This window comes from Nocardia sp. NPDC004582, from assembly GCF_053602115.1.
Window position 1 is genome coordinate 64,823 of record NZ_JBSGCY010000006.1, and the last position, 17,229, is coordinate 82,051.

Here is a 17,229-nt window from a genome sequence, read left to right on the forward strand (position 1 = left end):
GGCCCGAATCGCGGCCCCGAAAACCCGGGGCATGCGACCCGCCGCCGGTCGGTGAACAGTGCTATTCGCAAATGATCATCCCCGCTCTCATCAGCGTCGCCGAATCGAGAACCACCGCATCATGCGTACCCCAGTCCGCACCCTCGCCGCGGCCGGAATCACCGCCACCGCCTCCGCACTGACCGCGCTCGCCGCCGGACCGGCCGCCCACGCCGACCTCACCGGCACCGGAATGACCGTGCAGGGCAGCAACTTCCAGGTCGGCCAGACCTACACCGTCGTCATCCCCGTCACCGACTGCGTCAGCGCCGGCCTGTCCGACACCTCCAACGGCGTCACCGTCCGCTCCGACTGGAAAGGCAAGTCGAGCATCGCGGGCCAGCCCTGCATGGGCACCACCTCCACCATGACCTACCAGTGGACGCCCCTCACCCCCGGCACCCACGTGCTCGGCTACGGGTACGGCAACGGCGATCCGACCCTTCCCCCGTACACCAACCTGGCCTCCGCCACCATCCAGGTCAGCGGCGCCGGCAGCACCGACCCCCAGGCCTGCGACACCGCCTGCACGACGGTCCACGGCACCCCCGAGGTCGGCTGCACCCTCACCGTCACCCTGTCGACCATCCCCGCCTCCCTGGCCACCTCCTCGGGCTCCGCCATCCTGCAAAGCCTCAGCTCGGGACCCACCACCCGCAACGCGTGGTTCGAGGACAACGCGAAGGCCACCGCCACCACGCCGATCACCGGCAACTCCGTCACCATGAAATGGACCCCCACCACCACCGGCTACCACCACCTCTCCGGCCGATACGACACCGGCGCCCAACCCCCCATCCTCAGCGACCGCGTCACCCTCCCCGGCTACGCCGGCGACATCTGGCTCCAGCTAGCCCCCGCCGGCACCCAACCCTGCGCCTGACCCACCCCCCAACCGAATCTCGCCGCCGAGTGGCACATCCTGGCGGGGATTTGCCCAGTTTCACCTCCACCATGTGCCACTCGGCGGGAGGGCGAGATGGGCCGGGTTGCGTTCGGCGATGAATTTTGACGCGGTGCGACGTCCACATCACCGGAGACGCGAGACTGGATCGCGTATCGACGAGACGAGAGGGGCCTCAGCCATGGAGACCATCACCACGCCCGCGGGAATCGAGTTGGCCTTCGACCGCTACGCCGGTGGGGATGCTGGGACGGTGATCCTGATCGGTGGCGCGTTCGGTGAGCGGAAGTTCTCGAAGATGGTGAAACTGGCTGAGCAGCTTGCCGAAACGTACGGTCTGACGGTCATCAACTACGACCGGCGCGGGCGTGGCGACAGCACCGATACGCCCGGCGTATACAACGTCGAGAACGAGATCGACGACATCGCCGCGCTGGTCGAGGCGGCCGGCGGGTCGGCGGCGCTGTTCGGGTGGTCGTCGGGGGCCGGGCTCGCGCTGCGGGCCGCGGCGCGGGTGCCGGGGGTCGACCGGGTGGTCGCGTTCGAGCCGCCGTTCGTCGTCGACACCGAGAACTTCGTGCCCTCACCGGATCTGCAGGGCCGGTTGCACGAGCTGATCGCCGCCGACCGGCGGGCCGAAACCGTCAAGTTCTACATGACCGAGGCCATGGGTATGCCGCGCTTGTTCACCGCGATCATGCGATTCACCCCGATGTGGAAGAGCATGCTCGCCACCGCACCGTCGACCGCGCACGACTGGGCCGTGATGGGGCCGTACATGCGCGGGACGGCGCTCGACGCCGCGGACTGGAGCGGCGTCACCGCACCGACTCTGGTCATCTCCGGGTCGAAGAGCGGCGCCCTGCTGCGCACCGGCGCGGCGGCGATCGCGGCCGTGCTGCCCAATGCGATCCACCGGGAGGTGCCCAAGCTGAGCCACAACCCGAACATCGGGCTCCTCGCCCCGGTCGCGGGCGAATTCCTCACCGGCACCGCGACCGCCGGCACGCACTGACCGGCAAGTCGTCTGGCGAACGGTCACGCGGTCATCGCCCGCGCCCCGATCACTGCTCCTCGGCCAGCGCCGCGAGCCGATCGACCGATCCCCGCAGCATCTGGGAGGTGGTGGCGCGGGCCCGGACCAGACGCTTCTCATCGGTCAGATCGGTCCAGTCGTAGGTGTGGCGGACGCGGGTTCGGTTGTCGTCCAATGGCTCCAGTTCCCAGCGCCACAGGTGGCCGGGTGGCTGCGCGCCGGGTTCCGCGGGGAGCCAGGCGATTCGGCGCGCTTCTTCGAATTCGACGATCTGGTTCTGGCGGACCGCTCCGTTGGTGAGGGTCATCTCGAAGACGTCTCCGATCGACCGCACCCGTTGCCCGGGTCGCGCCTGCGCGAGATTCTCGTTCCCGTCCCAGCGGGGCTGCTGGGCGGGATCCGCGATCAATTCGAAGATGCGCGCCGCCCCGGCGGCGACATCACGCTCGGCGGACACGACTGTGGGTTCCCTGCTGTCGCTCATACCCCGATCGAACCACCGTCGGATTCGCCCACCGCCGCCGGGGAAGCCGGCCGGGAAGTTCGGTCCCGGGTGCCGAGGATCAGCAGGGCGGCCAGGACCGAACCGGCGCCGAGCCACAGGACGCTGGTCGGGCCCAGATGGTCGACCGCGAGGCCACCGGCCAGCGCGCCGAGGGCGATCGAGAAGTTGAAGACCGAGACGAACAGCGACGATGCCGCTTCGGTGGTGTCGGGGGCGGCGCGCAGGATGCGGGTTTGGAAAGTGACGGGGACGGCGCCGTAGCCGAGGCCCCACAGCATCAGGATCGCCCCGGCGCCGACAATATTCGTGTTGGCGAGCGCGAGCGCGGCGATGGCCGCGGCCATCAGCACCCCGATGCCGAACGTGGTGCGCCGCAGACTCTTCGCGACCAGAGCGCCCGCGAGGAAGTTGCCCACGATGCCGGCGATGCCGAACACCAGCAGCAGCGCCCCTGTCGCGCGATCGTCGACACCGTGCTCGTGCAGGATCGGGCGCACGAAGGTGTAGGCCAGGAAATGGCCGGTGATGACCAGGAAGGTCAGCAGCAGCGCGAGACGCAGGGCCGCATTGGATTTGAACACGACCGGTAGGTCCCGCAACTGGATCGACTGCTCGGCGGGCAGGCTGGGCATCAGGAACACCATGCACACGACCGAGGTCAGGCCGAGCACGCCGACCGCGGCGAAGGCGGTGCGCCAGCCGCTCAGGTCGCCGAGCAAGGTGCCGGCGGGAACACCCAGCACCGAGGCGATTTCGACGCCGCCGAAGATGACCGCGGTGGCGCGAGCCACCTGATGCTCGGGCACCAGACGCACCGCGATACCGCCCGCGATGGACCAGAACCCACCGACGGCGATCCCGATGAGGAATCGGGCGACGAGCACGACCGTGAAACTCGTTGCGAGACCGGAGGCCAGGTTGGCCGCGCCCATCACGGCGATGAGGACCGTGAGCACGATGCGACGGTCCACGCGCCCGGTGAGCACGGTGACGATCGGCGCGGACAGGGCCGCGACCAGGCCGGGGACGGTGACCATCAGCCCGGCGACGCCCTCGGAGACGTGCAGCGTGGAACCGACCGGGGTGAGCAGCCCGACCGGCAGCAGCTCGGAGGTCATGAGCGCGAAGATGCCGAGCGCCACCGCCAGGACGGCCGGCCAGCCCCTGACCGGCGGGCGTGTGGGGGCGGTAGTGGTGACCGAAGCGGACATGGGTGAAACCTTTCCGATGCCAGACGAGTTGCGTGCGACCTACCCGCCACGACCGTACGGCCGGAAAGACCCACTGCTATGGTGCATTTCCATGGCAGATACTTGGGCCAATTCCCAGAGCGAGTCTGCCGGCGCCGATCTGCATCTGGAGCTGGCGGGCGCCGGAAATCCACGGGCCCAGCTCATGTCGGCGCTGCGGGACGCGATCCGGTCCGGCCGATTGGCTCCCGGAACCCGGCTGCCGCCGTATCGCACACTGGCGGCGGACCTGCACATTGCGCGCAACACCGTGGCGGCCGCGTACGCGGAGCTGGCGGAAGAGGGCTGGCTGACAGCGCGGCAAGGCTCCGGAACGCGGGTGGCCGATCGCGCGACGCCGGCCGAGGTCGATCGCGCAGCGGCGGCACGGCGCGCCCAGCACCGGGTGCTGCACGACTTGCAGCCGAGTTCACCCAATGCGGCGGCGTTTCCGCGCGCCGACTGGGTGGCCTCGACCCGCCGGTCACTGGCAGCCGCGCCCAATGACGCCTTCGGGGTGGGAGATCCACGTGGGCGGGTCGAATTGCGGCGTGCGGTGGCCGAGTATCTGAGCCGCGCGCGGGGTGTGCGAGCCGAACCCGAGCGGATCATCATCTGTTCCGGGTTCGCGCACGGACTGGAGCTGCTGTGCGATGTGCTGGTCGGGCCGATGGCCGTCGAGGCCTACGGGCTGGACTTCTATCGAGACATCCTGCGCGGCAAGGGGATCGACTCGATTCCGGTCGCGGTCGATCACCACGGCGCCGTGGTGGACGAGCTCGCGGGCACCGACGCCCGGGCAGTGCTACTGACCCCGGCACACCAGTACCCCACCGGCGGCCCGCTGCATCCGCGCCGCCGCGCGAGCGTGCTGGACTGGATACGCGCATCCGGTGCGGTGCTCCTCGAGGACGACTACGACGGCGAGTTCCGCTACGACCGTCAGCCGGTCGGCGCGCTGCAGGGCCTCGACCCCGACCGGATCGTCTACCTGGGCTCGGTCAGCAAGAGCTTGTCCCCCGCGCTGCGACTGGGCTGGATGGTGCTGCCCGACTCCCTGATCGACGATGTCCTGTCCGCCAAGGGATCCCGCGAGATGTGGGCCGGCGTGGTCACCCAGCTCACCCTCGCCGATTTCCTGTCCTGCGGCGCGTACGACCGCCACCTGCGCCGCACCCGCCGCACCTACCGCCGCCGCCGCGATCTCCTGGTCCGCACCCTGGCGCAGCGGGCTCCGCACATCCGGGTCAGCGGGATCGCCGCCGGACTGCACGCGGTGCTCGAATTACCCGACGGCACAGAAGATTCCACCCTTCACTCCGCGCGCCGCCTCGGCCTGGCGCTCGACGGCCTGCGCCGCTACCGCCACCCGAACGCCGCCATGCCGCACCGCGACGGTCTGGTCATCGGCTACGGCACCCCCTCCGACCACGGTTTCGGCCCCGCACTCGAAGCCCTGTCCCGGGCCCTGGCCAAGTGATCCCATCGCCCAGCCACACGGGCATTTCCTGTGCGTACGCGATGCGGTTAGGTTCGATAGGTGACTCGGATGGGCAGTCGTGTCGAAGAGCCGTGGGGTGCCGCTTGATGTACCCAACAGAGGCCGGCATAGAAGACACGCACAACGTACTGGTCGCACCTGCGGCATTGCAGGACAACGACTCGGTCAGGGACTTCTTCGGGTCCACGGCCACACCGGAGGACCTTGCTTCCGGTTCACACGACCTCGCGCAGAAGACCGTCTACCTGTGTGGTGATCTGTCAGCGATCAGCCACCGGCAGCTGCGGGCGGCTGCCCGGGTGTTCGTCATCCGGGAGCTGGCGGACGGTTACCGTGCGGACGAGGACGAACCGTGGAGCCTCATCGACCTCGGCCGGGTCCCGGTCCGCGTGCATGGCGTCGGCGTGTACTACCGCCGCTTCTTCGACCTCGGCGACGACCACTTCGGACGGATCCGCGCAGAGCACGAGTTTCAATCGCTGACCGAGTCCACCAAGCCCGGGACGGCCCACCGCAGCGGAATCTACTTGACGCCCGTCACTCGTACCGGCGACGAACTGCGTTTCCGGCTGCTCCGCTGTTCCACGAACCTTTCGGGGCCGACCGAGAATTTCCGCGCGACCGACACGAGCATCGTCGAGGCCCTGAATCGCGAGGCCGCCACCATCTTTCGAGACCAGGCGCCGCTGAATCACGTTCTCGCCCAGATCTATCACAACACTCACGCCACCGCGGAGCGCAAGCAGTCCAAGGCCAAGATCTCGGCCCACGCCGACAAGACCAAGGACATGCCCGTCAACGGGATCATGGCCTTCTGCACGTTCTACGACGGGCTGGGCAAGCTCCGGCCGCTGGCCGACGACGTCTTCGATTACGGCGTGAAGAAGGCCAGCGGGCTGACCAGTCTCCGCTTCCGCCTCAAGGATTCGGTCGAAACACGCGAGCACGGCACACTCCCGCCGCAGTTCGACCTGACGCTCTATCCCGGCTCCGCATTCTTCATGCCGCTGTCCACGAACCGCCTGTACACCCATGAGATTCGGCCCTCCGCGTTGGATGCCGCGTTGCTGCCGACTCGCCTGGGGTACGTGGTGCGGTGCTCGAATACCGAAGCCGTGCACAAGAACGGGCAGACATTCCTCGACGCCGACGGGGAGCTGGTGAAGCTGGAGCCGCCCACCCCGGAGGGTATGGACCAGCTGCGCGGGCTGTACGCCGAGGAGAACAGGTCGTCGTCCTTCATCGACTATGGTGACCGTTTTCTCTTCAGCATGAACACGGGAGACTACGTTGCCCCCCGAGCCTAGGATCGCTGACGAGATCCTTTCGTACACTTTGCCGTTCGAGGAGGACCTGTTCACGCCGCTCTCCGCGTCGGCCCACTGGGAAGACGTGGGAAGAGGTCGGCGAGGCGCCATCCTCACCAAGACCGATGAGGCGGGCCGCGTGCCTCTGGTCCGCACCACGACTCGCTACGCCAACCCGACGCAGCACTTCCGGACGGTGCACGACCGCCTCGCACAACGGATTCAGACCCGAGCCGGGTTCTCGGTCGCCTTCAACAACGCTCTCATCGAGACCTACACGAACGCGTACGCCACCATGGGTAGTCATTCGGATCAAGCCCTGGATCTGGCCGACGAATCGTTCATCGCCGTCTTCTCCTGCTACCGACGCCCCGAAGCGGTCCCGCCACGGAAGTTGATCGTCGAATCGAAGCTGTCCGGAGACAGGTCCGAGATTCCTCTCGCCCACAACGGTGTGGTCGCGTTCTCCGTCGCCTCGAATCGTCGGCTCACACACAAGATCGTGCTCGACGCGCCCGCCCGGGCAGCGGAGAACGAATGGCTGGGCGTGACGTTCCGAACGTCGAAGACCTTCCTCCGTTTTCGCGACGGACACCCGTACCTCCCATGGGGTGCACGCCTCATGTCAGCTGACGACGATCAGCGACGCGAGTTCTACCGATTACGGCGGCGCGAGAACACCGAAACAGATTTCGTGTACCCCGCTCTGACGTATTCCATCAGCGAGAGCGACCTGTCCCCGCCTGCCTGAGCCGGCCACGATGACCGAGCCTCGCGGTCTCAGCGCCTCGGCGCGTCGTCTCCGACACCGTGAACGCCGAGGTCTGTGCTGTCGGCACCGGGGTCGGCGAGGTCGGCGTTTCGGGATTCCGGACCGGCCAGGCGCACCGACGCCGCGCCGGCCAGCAACGACAGCGCCGCGACCCAGAGCAACCGGACTCCGACCACGAACGGCTGAAACGCCAAGGGCATCAGTGGAAGCAGCGACAAGCTGACCGCGGCGACGAGTCCGGCCGCCGGCCAGAACCGCTTCGGTGCGCGCCGGGTAGCCGGTGGGTCACCGTGCCAGGCCCGCAGCAGTCCGCGGCGGCCGATGTAGTAGAACAACCCGACCGCGAGTGCCGCACCGACGAAGGTCGATGTCTGCTGCAGCAGGTACCACCACGGCCTGCCGAGCAGGCCTGGCTGCAACAGCACGGGAAAGCTGGCTACTCCCCACCCGTGCCCGCCGGCCGGATCATGAGTGAACCCGTCCCAGAAAATATGGGTGATCGCACCGATCAGGATCGAGTATCCCGTGACATACCACCGATATCGAACAGCACCGAGCACACCGTAGGCCGGCAGATCGAACGCCCCGAGTCGCGGCAGATGCGCGGCGATCTCCGGTGCGCCCCAACGAATCACCCACGTCGCGACGAGCCCCACCGGCAGACACCACCACAACAACGCGGGCAGTGTGTGCGTCTCCGCCATCGAAAAGAACCCGGCCACCGGATAGGAGGCGTCGGGAACCGCAGAGCCGACCACCAACGCGACCCCATCCAGACGACGAGGCCACCGGATCTTCAACGGAATGACTGCGAGCGCATGCGAAGGAAAGGTGAGCGGCACGGCCAAGTCTATCCAGTGCCGCGTGCCCTCCTTCAGTCGACAACCACGACAGACACTTCGCTCCAGCAGAGTGCACGCCTCGTTCGCCCACCGAACTGGCCTACCGTAGATAAGATTTGAGATTCCGGCAGGGGGCCGGTCCGGCGTCCCGAATCGAGCGGGCCATGCAAATAGCCGCGTTGGTGCTGTCTATCGCTGCACTTCTCGTATCACTATGACACCGAAACCGACGGCCTCGACGCGCTACCCGCTGAACGTGCACAGCAGGTACGAGACCTGCTGTGGTTCTATGACAACCTCGGATTACTCGTGTACCACGACATCGTCAGCTTCGAGCCTCTTCGGGGATATCTGGGCGGCACTGTCCTGCTGATGTGGTCGAAACTGGAGCCACTCGTCGCAGCCGAGCGGGCCAGACGGGCGAGCGCGCCGGATCCAGATCGCTGGCAGTGGTACTGCGAGGATCTTGTCACCCGCTTGCATGCCGCCAGCTCTGCGGAGTTCCGGCCTGCGAGAAATCGCTGGTACAGCAAGTGGAACGAGTCGTTCTGACCCGCCGCGGCTCGGGTCGGACCGATCAGGTCGTAGGGACGGCCTCGATCAGCCTTCGGCGGCAAGGACCATCCAATGCTCTGGATTCGGGAGCCGGGTGAAGCCGAGTTGGCTGTAGAGGCCGTGGGCGTCGTGGGTTGCGAGGATCATGCGTTTGAGTTTGTAGGGGGCGAGGTGGTCGCGGGCTGTGGTGACGAGGGCTCGGCCGAGGCCGGTGGCGCGGTGGTCGCGGGAGACGTAGACGTCGCAGAGCCAGGCGAAGGTGGCCAGGTCGGTGACGATGCGGGCGTAGGCGACCTGGTCGCCGTGGCGGTCGTAGGCGCCGATATTGATCGAGCCGCGGATCGCGCGCTCGACGATGTCGCGTTCGCGGCCCAGTGCCCAGTAGGCGTCGGTGGACAGCCAGTGGTGGACTCGGTCGATATCGATACGGCCGGTGTCGACGGCGATCTCGTAGGCGTTGGGATCGTTCACGATTCGGCGGCGCGGAAGTACAGGGTGTTCGGGCCGTGGGCGGAGAGGGGGCCGGCTTCGGCGGCTTGGCGGATGCCGCTGCCGGGGAGGCAGGTGAGTTTGGTGAACATGGTGGTGTTGCCGAAGGCGGAGCGGACCTGGGTTTCGGAGGCGTAGTCGGCGCCGTAGTCGGAGAGGGCCTTGAAGTCCAAAGGGGCCAAGGGCTTCTCCAACGGGATCTGGGCGGCGGGGAGGCCCAGGCAGGCGTATTGGGTGGCGGCGCCGCCCTCGTACCAGCACAACTCGTACGACATTTGCTCGGTGGTGGTGACGCTGACGACCGGCCATTCCTGGGACAGGCGCAGGGCGAGAGGGTGACGGCCCACGGGGGCCACCTCCCAATTCAGGCTTTTGACCGAAACCCAGTGCTCGGAGACCTTTTCGATGAGGACGACGTCCTCGCCGAGGCGTTCGGCACGATTGGGTTCGGGTTCGGGTGTGCTCCAGTGCTTCTTGTCGACGCCCAGATAGGCGGAGCTCTGGACCGGTTCGGCGCCGTCGGCGGTGTAGGCGGCCAGGATGGCGGCGCGGACCAGGGTGACGGCGTTGCGGGAGGAGCAGCGGACGCCGAGGGCGCCGAAGGCGGTGCTGATCTCGACCGGCTTGGAGGGCTGATCGGGCAGGGCGCCGGCGGCGATCGGCTTGAGGCCGACCAGGGCCAGCTGCCAGTTGATCTCCTCGATGGTCGCCAGGTCACCGGCCGTCTGGTAGAGGATCTGCTGCTGGGTCAGATAACCCGCGCGTTCGAGGGTGGCGCATTCGAGTTTGCGCAGGGCGGTGACGGTCTTGCCGGTGAATCCGATGTCCTCGACCCGGATTTCGCGCAACCGCTGCGTCATCGCCGCCGAGGTGACCTTGGCGTAGCACTCGCGGTACATGGCCAGGGCCTGCTTGCGCTGGCGGCCCACCATGAGCGTGCGCAGCAGGGTGTTCAATGTCGCCAGATAGCGATTGGCCTGGTCGGGATCGGCGGCGAAGAGGCCCGCTCGGATACGGACCGCGTCCTCACCCGCCGCGACGGCGGCCTTGGGATCGAGTCGGCACAGCCACACGCTGCACTTGGACAGCGCGTCGGCCGACGCGCCCGCGGCGAGGGGATAGGTCTGCGCCACATGCCGATACGCCTGACAGGCGTTGCGGATGGTGGAGGTGGCCAGCTCACGATGCCCGATGGTGCGGGCGGCCTGCTCGAACAGGCGCAGCGCCTCGGTCACCTCGGCCGCGAACGGGGCGGTCACGTGTCCGGAGGTCAGCCAGCGCAGCCGGAGCAGCACCGCCTCCTGCGCGGGTTCCAGCGCCGACGCGGACCGGTCCCGCGAATCCGGATCGGTCTTGGTCGCCATCAGCGCCCGGGCCAGCTCGCACAGCGACGTGGCCAGGGCCAGCTCCGTCTCGAGCGTCCGATCCCGTGCTGCCCCGCGATCCGCGGCCACTTGCCGCTCGATGGCGCTGAGATCCATTGCGACCTTCAAACTCCCGTACCCCGTACTGCCTCGATCAATACAACCGTTGATCGCCCATCGACCGACCGCGTGTTTGCGCCGAGTCTGCCATAAATCGCGCGCGCGGGTCGGGCGTCCGCCGGTATGCCCGGATTTCGTAGGACCGGCGCGTCGCGCCCGCGATCAGGCCGGATGCGTGTAGCGCAGCTGGCCCGGTTTGACGCGGTCGTACTCGGCACGGCCCGAGAGGTGCTGCGGCACTCCGACTTCCCACCACGCACCCGCCTCGGTCCACGCGGACGGCTGGGTGCGGACCACGACGACCGCCGGCCGGGACTCCGTCCGGGCGGCGGCCCGGGCGGCGGCATAGGCGTCGCGGAAGTCGCCGAGCTCGACGGCGGTGAACACCGAACAGCCCAGCGCACGCGCGTGTGCGGCGAAGTCCACGCGCGGCGGGGTGGCGTGATGGGTGCGGCAGTCGGCGTAGAAGTTGTTGAACGCGGTGCCGCCCTGGCCCTCCTGTAAGCGGGCGATCACCGCATATCCGTCGTTGTCGCACACCACCGCGACGAACGGGTGCCCGGCGAAGGCGGCGGAGAACAGTTCGGAGTTGAGCATCAGGTAGGAGCCGTCCCCGAGCAGAGTCGTGACCAGGCCTTCGGCGGCGGTGCGCGCCAGCGTCGCACCCCACGCCCCGGCGAGCTCGTATCCCATGCACGAGAACCCGTATTCGACGTCCATCGTCGGCACCCCACCGGTCGCGCGCCAGCCGCCGACGAGTTCGCCGGGCAGGCCGCCGGAGGCGGTCAGGACATAGTCCGATGCATCGCTGAGCTCGTTCACCACGCCGACGATCTGCGCGTAGCTGGGCGTCCCGGGCGTGGGCGCGCGCAGTTTGTCGATATGGGCGTCCCAGTCCGACCGGACCGCCGCGGCGCGCGCGGTCCAGTCGGGATCGGCGGACCACTCCCCCAGTTCAGGTCCGAGATCGCGCAGCGTCGCGTCGGCGTCCCCGACGACCGCCAGCGCCCCGTGCTTGACCGCGTCGAACCGCGCCGTATTGATGTGCACGAGACGAACTTCCGGCGCGAACACCGTCCACGACGCGGTGGTGAAGTCCTGCAGGCGCGTGCCCACGGCCAGCACCACGTCCGCCGCCGCGGCCAGCGTATTCGCCGACGCCGCGCCGGTGATCCCGAGCGGACCGGCGAACAGCGGATGATCATGCGGCACCAGCGTCCGCCCGGCGGTGGTCTCGGTCACCGGAATCCCGTGCCGCTCAGCGAATTCCAACGCCTGACCGCCCGCTCCCGAATACCGGACCCCGCCGCCGAGCACCAGCAGCGGGCGGCGCGCCTCCCGCAGCACGCGCGCGGCCGCGGTGACCGCGCGCCGATCGGGACGCGGCCGCGGAACATGGTGCACCACCGGCTCGAACAGCGCGTCGGGGAAGTCGTAGGTCTCGGCCTGCACGTCCTGCGGCAGGGCCAGCACCACCGGCCCGGTGTCGGCGGGATCGGTGAGCACCCGCGCCACCTGCGGCAGCGTCGCGATCAACTGCTCGGGCCGAGTGATGCGGTCGAAGTAGCGACTCACCGGCCGAAACGCGTCGTTCACGGTGACGGTCGGATCACCGAAATGCTCCACCTGCTGCAGCACCGGATCGGGGGCGCGGCTGACGAAGGTGTCGCCGGGCAGCAGCAGCACCGGCAGCCGGTTCGCGTGCGCCACACCGGCGGCCGTCACCATGTTCAGCGCGCCCGGCCCGATCGAGGAGGTCGCGACCCCGACCTGCCGCCGCTGGGTGGCCTTGGCCAGCCCCACCGCCGCCAGCGCCATCCCCTCCTCGGTGTGCCCGCGCCACAACGGCAGCGCCTCGCGATGCTCGGCCAGCGCGGTGCCCAGACCGAGCACATTGCCGTGCCCGAAGATGCCGAAAGCCGCGGGGAACAACGGCACTTCGACGCCTTCGAGGGTTTCCGAGCGCTGGGCGACGAGCCAGGCCACCAGCGCCTGTGCGGTGGTGAGCTTCATCGGAGCCGTCCTTCGTGGGAGGTGACCGGGCACCGCGGGTCCGCCGCCTCCGACGCCCAGCCCGCCCGCACCCAGGCGTGCGCGGGATCGTCGCAGAAGGCCATGGACCGCTCGGGCGCGGGACCGGCCAGCACGTTCAGGTAGTACATGGGGTAGCCGGGCGCGGCGACGCAGGGACCGTGATAGCCGTGTGGCACGAGGAAGACGTCACCGTCGCGGACGGCCACGTTCTCGTCGAGCGCGCCGTCGGGGGTGTAGGTGCGGTGGAAGCCGAAACCTTCAGGGCTCGTGGTGATTCCGTCGCGCCCCGCGATGCGGAAGTAGTAGATCTCCTCATTGACGACCTCGCATTCGGAGGCTTCGTCGTGCTTGTGCGGCGGATACGAGGACCAGTTCCCGTCCGGGGTGATGAGCTCGCAGGCGTTGAGCTTGTCGGCGTGATCCCACACGCCGGGCGTCCCGAAGTTGGTGACCTGCCGCGTGGCATGACCAGCCCCGCGCACCTCGACCGGAACCTGCTCGGCTGGACCGTATTTCGGCTCCAGCCGCCGACCGCAGCGCGCCATCGGCAACGCGACCTCCAGTCCCGCCACCGTGGACAGCTCTACCTCGGCATCGCGCGGCACATACGCGAAATCGGTCACCCGCGTGAACACCGAATCCCGCCCGGCGAGTTCGAAGGTCATCCCGTCCACCCGCACCGTGCAGGCCCCGGCCAGGGGCAGCACGAACGCCTCGAAGTCCCCCGTGGAGATCAGCCGTCGCGCCCCTGCCGCCAGCCGCAACACCCGCAGCCCGGCGTAGGACCACCCCGCGTCCCCGGGAGTCAGCGCTACGGGATCACCGGCGTCGGCAAGGGATCCGGCCCGCCGGTGCAGTCGCTTCACCGCGCCGCCTCCAGCACGCGCGCCGCCGCCCGTACCGCGCCCGCAACGTCTCCGTCGGGCGGATAGAGCAGGCTGCGGCCGACGACCAGACCACGCGCGACGTCGTGACGCAGGGCCGCCGCCCAGGCGGCGAGGTCGGATTCGGGATCATCCGAGGGCGCGCCACCGAGTACCAGGACGGGCAAGGTGGTGGCGTCGAGCACCGAGACATCGTCGGGTGCGGGAATTTTCAGCCAGGTGTAGGCGGAGGTGACCCCGAGTCCGGAGGCGACCGTGATCGCCCGTTGCAATGACGCCGAATCCTTGTGCATGGCCAGCGCGCCGCTGTGGTCGCGGGCGTAGGGCAGCGGTTCCACCATGGCCATGAGCCCGTGCTCGGCCAGCTCCGACACCGCGCGGGCGCAGGCCTCCAACGTCGGGACCGTGCCGGGGTCCGAATCCACCAGGCGCAAAAGCATTTTCCCGCCGTCGAGGCGGAACTTCACCAGGGATTCGGCGTCGTACCCGGTGAATCGGTCGTCGATCTCCCAGTCCGCTCCGGCGAGCCCGCCCCGGTTCATCGACCCGATGACGATCTTGTCGTGGACGGCGTCGAGCAGCAGCAGCTCCTCCACGATGTCGGGCGAACCGAGCACCCCGTCCACCGCCGGGTCGGCCAGCGCGATCAGCAGGCGTTCCAGCAGGGTGCGGCGGTCGGCCATGGCGGTGCGGTCCGCGCCGACGCCCAGCGCTCCCCGGGCGGGATGGTCTGCGGCGACCAGGAACAGGGTCCCGGTGCCCGACAGCAGGTTCGGGCGGCGCCGCCGGTCGGCGTAGGCGCGGCGGATGGCCTCGGGTTCGGTGGCGCGGGTGCGCAACAGGTCGTACCAGCGCGCGTCGGTCAGGTGCACAGCATCTCCTCGATCTCGGCGGCGGTCGGCATGGCGTCGGCGCAGGCCAGCCGGGACGCCACCAGCGCGCCGGCGGCATTGGCGTAGGCGGCGACCCGGTGCGGGTCCCAGCCGGAGAGCAGTCCGTGGATCAGCGCTCCCCCGAACCCGTCGCCGGCGCCGAGCCCACACAACACCCGCACCGGGCACGGCGGCACCGTCCAGCGCTCGGATTCGGTGGCGATGAGCACGCCCTCGGCGCCGCGCTTCACCACGGCCAGGCGCACCCCGCGCGCCAGCAGCCGGTCGGCGGCCGCGTCGGGATCGGCGGTGCCGACCGCCACCTGCACCTCGGTCCGATTGCCCACCACCACGTTCACGTGATCGACCATCCAGCCGATCTCGGCGCGCGCGGTGTCCACGTCGGGCCAGAACATGGGCCGATAGTCGAGGTCGAGCACGGTGTGCCCGCGCCGGTCCCGGCGTTCCAGGATCGCGCGCTGGGTGGCGCGGCCGGGTTCGGCGCTGACGCCGGTGCCGGTCACCCACAGCAGTGGCACGGAATCCACGACGTCCCAGGGAATCTCGTCCTCGGTGAGGGTGAGGTCGGGCGCGATGGGCGACCGATAGAACAGCAGGGGCGGGTCCGCGGGCGGGTTCAGTTCGCAGAACACCACCGGCGTCTGAAGCCCCGCGGCCGTCCCGACATACCGGGACGAGACCCCGAACCCTTCGAGCGCGTCGCGCACGAAGTCGCCGAACCCGTCCGGCCCGACCTTGGTCAGCACCGCGGTCCGCCGCCCCAGCCGGGCCGCGGCCACCGCGACATTGGTGGCGGTGCCGCCGAGGAACTTGGCGAAGGTCCGCACCTGGGCGAGCGGCACCCCGCTCTGCTCGGGATACAGGTCGACGCCGACCCGGCCGATCGTCAGGGCCTCCAGTCCGGTCACGGCACCACCCGCTCCAATTCGTGTTGCAGCGCCTCGAGTTCCGCGCCGCCCGCCATCAACCGGGTCAGCTCGGTGAGATCGATCTGCGCCTTCTCGTAGCCGCCCAGCACGGACCCGCGTTTGAGCAGCAGGAACCGATCCCCGACCGGGTAGGCGTGATGCGGGTTGTGGGTGATCAGCACGACCCCCAGCCCGCGGTCGCGGGCCTGCACCACGTACCGCAGCACCACCCCGGCCTGTTTCACGCCCAGCGCCGCGGTCGGCTCGTCGAGGATCAGCACCTTGGCCCCGTAGTGCACCGCGCGGGCGATGGCCACGCACTGCCGCTGGCCGCCGGAGAGCGTGCCCACCGGCTGTTCCAGGTCGGGAATATCGATCCCCATGTCCGCCAGCCCTGTCCGGGCGATGTCCTGCGCGCGTTTGCGGTCCAGCAGCTCGAACGGGCCGTAACGCTTGACCGGTTCGGAACCGAGGACGAAATTGCGCCACACGCTCATCAGCGGCACGACCGCCAGATCCTGGTACACGGTGGCGATACCGAGGTCCAAAGCCGCACGGGGCGAGGACAATCGCAGCTCACGGCCCTCGATCCGCAATTCCCCGCGGTCGTGCTGGTGCACGCCCGCCAGGATCTTGATCAGCGTCGACTTGCCCGCGCCGTTGTCGCCCAGCACACAGGTGACCTCGCCCGCGTTCACCACCGTCGACACATCCCGCAGCGCGACCACGCCGCCGTAACTCTTTCCGATGCCGACGGTTTCGATCAATGGCACGGTCATCGGCGTACCCTTTCGGCTCGCTTCTTGAATGCGTTGTTGACCAGCACCGCCGAGAACAGCAACGCGCCGAGGAACAACATGAACCAGTCGCTGTTCCAGCCCGCCAGCACGATGCCCTGCCGCGCCATGCCGAAGATGAGCGCGCCCACCGCCGCACCCACCACCGAGCCGAAACCACCGGTGAGCAGGCAGCCCCCGATCACCGCGGCGATGATGTACTGGAACTCCAGTCCCACCCCCTGATTGGCCTGCACACTGGCGAACCGCAGCAGGTTGCACGCGCCCACGATCCAGCCCGCGAACGCGGTGGTCATGAACAGCAGGATCTTGGTGCGGGTTGCGGGCACGCCGACCGCGCGGGCGGTGGGCAGTGAGCCGCCGACCGCGAAGATCCAGTTCCCGAACCGGGTGCGCGCCAGCACGATCGCCGCGACCGCGGTCACCGCGATCCACCACACCACCGACGCCTGGATACTGGCGCCGCCGATCGTGGTGGTGGAGGCGAACACCCATCCGGCGGACTGATATCCGTCCGCCGACCGCACCCCCGACACCTGCACGGTGCCGGTGGCCCAGCGGGTCACCCCGAGGTTCAGGCCCTGCAGCGCCAGGAAGGTGCCCAGCGTGACGATGAAGCTCGGCAGCCCGGTGCGCATCACCACCCAGCCGTTGAGTGCCCCCACCGCGAGGGCGAACACCAGCGACACCGCCAGCGCGAACCACACGTTCCAGCCCGCGTGCACCGCGAGCAGGCCGGTGATCAGCGCGGTGGAGGCGGTCATCACGCCGGTGGACAGGTCGAACTCTCCGCCGATCATGAGCAGCGCCACCGCCACGGCCATGATCCCGAGCGTGGAGGCGTCGTCCAGCCACGTCGAAACGCCCAGGGGTTTGAGGAATTTGGTGGTGATGATGGTGAAGAACACGAAGACCGCCACCGCGCCCAGCAGCGCGCCCACCTCGGGGCGGGCCACCAGCCGGTTGAGGATCGCGAACCGGTCGGGCGGGGCCACCGCGGTCACCGTGGTCTCGGATGTCGTTGTCGTCGTCGTCATCTCGGCGTCTCCC

17 protein-coding genes are annotated in these 17,229 nt (G+C 68.9%); 6 read left to right on the plus strand and 11 right to left on the minus strand.

Going from position 1 to position 17,229, the window contains the following annotated elements:
• Positions 1-121: 121 nt before the first annotated feature.
• The gene (locus ACWELJ_RS03490) at positions 122-922 is read left to right on the plus strand and encodes a hypothetical protein (RefSeq protein ID WP_452364591.1); all 801 of its coding nucleotides are present in this window, start codon (positions 122-124) and stop codon (positions 920-922) included.
• Between the two features lie 202 nt (positions 923-1,124).
• A complete protein-coding gene (locus ACWELJ_RS03495; RefSeq protein WP_452364592.1) occupies positions 1,125-1,958 on the plus strand; it encodes an alpha/beta fold hydrolase in 834 nt (277 codons plus the stop codon).
• Between the two features lie 49 nt (positions 1,959-2,007).
• Here ACWELJ_RS03495 and ACWELJ_RS03500 read toward each other — a convergent pair whose 3' ends face one another.
• Complete coding sequence (locus ACWELJ_RS03500) at positions 2,008-2,463, minus strand: SRPBCC family protein (RefSeq protein WP_452364593.1); 456 nt, start codon at positions 2,461-2,463, stop codon at positions 2,008-2,010.
• Positions 2,460-3,695 (minus strand): MFS transporter, encoded by a 1,236-nt coding sequence (locus tag ACWELJ_RS03505; RefSeq protein WP_452364594.1) that lies wholly within the window; start codon positions 3,693-3,695, stop codon positions 2,460-2,462. Before ACWELJ_RS03505 ends, ACWELJ_RS03500 begins: the two co-directional genes overlap by 4 nt.
• Positions 3,696-3,786: 91 nt before the next feature.
• On the opposite strand from ACWELJ_RS03505, the gene pdxR reads away from it, so the two are divergent.
• The 3 genes from pdxR (at position 3,787) to ACWELJ_RS03520 (ending at position 7,272) form a co-directional block, all read left to right on the plus strand.
• Positions 3,787-5,193, plus strand: coding sequence for a MocR-like pyridoxine biosynthesis transcription factor PdxR (pdxR, locus tag ACWELJ_RS03510; RefSeq protein WP_452364595.1), 1,407 nt, complete (start codon positions 3,787-3,789; stop codon positions 5,191-5,193).
• A gap of 107 nt (positions 5,194-5,300) precedes the next feature.
• Positions 5,301-6,521 (plus strand): hypothetical protein, encoded by a 1,221-nt coding sequence (locus ACWELJ_RS03515; RefSeq protein ID WP_452364596.1) that lies wholly within the window; start codon positions 5,301-5,303, stop codon positions 6,519-6,521.
• Between the two features lie 85 nt (positions 6,522-6,606).
• Entirely contained in the window at positions 6,607-7,272 is a 666-nt protein-coding gene (locus ACWELJ_RS03520) for a hypothetical protein (RefSeq protein WP_452364597.1), read from the plus strand.
• Between the two features lie 29 nt (positions 7,273-7,301).
• On the opposite strand, the gene ACWELJ_RS03525 is transcribed toward ACWELJ_RS03520, so the two are convergent.
• Positions 7,302-8,135 (minus strand): DUF4184 family protein, encoded by an 834-nt coding sequence (locus ACWELJ_RS03525; protein WP_452364632.1) that lies wholly within the window; start codon positions 8,133-8,135, stop codon positions 7,302-7,304.
• A gap of 195 nt (positions 8,136-8,330) precedes the next feature.
• Between ACWELJ_RS03525 and ACWELJ_RS03530 the strand changes: the two genes are divergently transcribed.
• Positions 8,331-8,687: a DUF4760 domain-containing protein gene (locus ACWELJ_RS03530; protein ID WP_452364633.1), complete on the plus strand. Its 357-nt coding sequence runs from the start codon at positions 8,331-8,333 to the stop codon at positions 8,685-8,687.
• A 48-nt stretch (positions 8,688-8,735) separates the two neighbouring features.
• On the opposite strand, the gene ACWELJ_RS03535 is transcribed toward ACWELJ_RS03530, so the two are convergent.
• From ACWELJ_RS03535 to ACWELJ_RS03570, 8 genes are all read right to left on the minus strand, one after another.
• Positions 8,736-9,161 carry a GNAT family N-acetyltransferase gene (locus tag ACWELJ_RS03535; RefSeq protein WP_452364598.1) on the minus strand — a complete coding sequence of 142 codons (426 nt, stop codon included), beginning with the start codon at positions 9,159-9,161 and terminating at the stop codon, positions 8,736-8,738.
• Positions 9,158-10,660: a hypothetical protein gene (locus ACWELJ_RS03540; RefSeq protein ID WP_452364599.1), complete on the minus strand. Its 1,503-nt coding sequence runs from the start codon at positions 10,658-10,660 to the stop codon at positions 9,158-9,160. The genes ACWELJ_RS03535 and ACWELJ_RS03540 overlap by 4 nt, the downstream gene beginning before the upstream one ends.
• Before the next feature lie 165 nt (positions 10,661-10,825).
• The gene (iolD, locus tag ACWELJ_RS03545; RefSeq protein WP_452364600.1) at positions 10,826-12,676 is read right to left on the minus strand and encodes a 3D-(3,5/4)-trihydroxycyclohexane-1,2-dione acylhydrolase (decyclizing); all 1,851 of its coding nucleotides are present in this window, start codon (positions 12,674-12,676) and stop codon (positions 10,826-10,828) included.
• Positions 12,673-13,563, minus strand: coding sequence for a 5-deoxy-glucuronate isomerase (iolB, locus tag ACWELJ_RS03550; RefSeq protein ID WP_452364601.1), 891 nt, complete (start codon positions 13,561-13,563; stop codon positions 12,673-12,675). The genes iolD and iolB overlap by 4 nt, the downstream gene beginning before the upstream one ends.
• Positions 13,560-14,453, minus strand: coding sequence for a Cgl0159 family (beta/alpha)8-fold protein (locus ACWELJ_RS03555; protein WP_452364602.1), 894 nt, complete (start codon positions 14,451-14,453; stop codon positions 13,560-13,562). Before ACWELJ_RS03555 ends, iolB begins: the two co-directional genes overlap by 4 nt.
• On the minus strand, positions 14,444-15,382 hold the full coding sequence (iolC, locus tag ACWELJ_RS03560; RefSeq protein ID WP_452364603.1) for a 5-dehydro-2-deoxygluconokinase: 939 nt from the start codon (positions 15,380-15,382) through the stop codon (positions 14,444-14,446). The genes ACWELJ_RS03555 and iolC overlap by 10 nt, the downstream gene beginning before the upstream one ends.
• Positions 15,379-16,161, minus strand: a complete 783-nt coding sequence (locus ACWELJ_RS03565; protein ID WP_452364604.1) for an ATP-binding cassette domain-containing protein — start codon at positions 16,159-16,161, stop codon at positions 15,379-15,381. Before ACWELJ_RS03565 ends, iolC begins: the two co-directional genes overlap by 4 nt.
• Positions 16,158-17,216 (minus strand): ABC transporter permease, encoded by a 1,059-nt coding sequence (locus tag ACWELJ_RS03570; protein ID WP_452364605.1) that lies wholly within the window; start codon positions 17,214-17,216, stop codon positions 16,158-16,160. The genes ACWELJ_RS03565 and ACWELJ_RS03570 overlap by 4 nt, the downstream gene beginning before the upstream one ends.
• Positions 17,217-17,229: the final 13 nt, after the last annotated feature.

Excerpts from the sequence above, each read along its gene's own strand:
- ACWELJ_RS03490 (WP_452364591.1), top strand. The coding sequence starts at position 122 with ATGCGTACCCCAGTCCGCACCCTCGCCGCGGCCGGAATCACCGCCACC.
- ACWELJ_RS03495 (WP_452364592.1), top strand. The coding sequence starts at position 1,125 with ATGGAGACCATCACCACGCCCGCGGGAATCGAGTTGGCCTTCGACCGC.
- ACWELJ_RS03500 (WP_452364593.1), bottom strand. The coding sequence starts at position 2,463 with ATGAGCGACAGCAGGGAACCCACAGTCGTGTCCGCCGAGCGTGATGTC.
- ACWELJ_RS03505 (WP_452364594.1), bottom strand. The coding sequence starts at position 3,695 with ATGTCCGCTTCGGTCACCACTACCGCCCCCACACGCCCGCCGGTCAGG.
- pdxR (WP_452364595.1), top strand. The coding sequence starts at position 3,787 with ATGGCAGATACTTGGGCCAATTCCCAGAGCGAGTCTGCCGGCGCCGAT.
- ACWELJ_RS03515 (WP_452364596.1), top strand. The coding sequence starts at position 5,301 with ATGTACCCAACAGAGGCCGGCATAGAAGACACGCACAACGTACTGGTC.
- ACWELJ_RS03540 (WP_452364599.1), bottom strand. The coding sequence starts at position 10,660 with ATGGATCTCAGCGCCATCGAGCGGCAAGTGGCCGCGGATCGCGGGGCA.
- iolD (WP_452364600.1), bottom strand. The coding sequence starts at position 12,676 with ATGAAGCTCACCACCGCACAGGCGCTGGTGGCCTGGCTCGTCGCCCAG.
- ACWELJ_RS03565 (WP_452364604.1), bottom strand. The coding sequence starts at position 16,161 with ATGACCGTGCCATTGATCGAAACCGTCGGCATCGGAAAGAGTTACGGC.
- ACWELJ_RS03570 (WP_452364605.1), bottom strand. The coding sequence starts at position 17,216 with ATGACGACGACGACAACGACATCCGAGACCACGGTGACCGCGGTGGCC.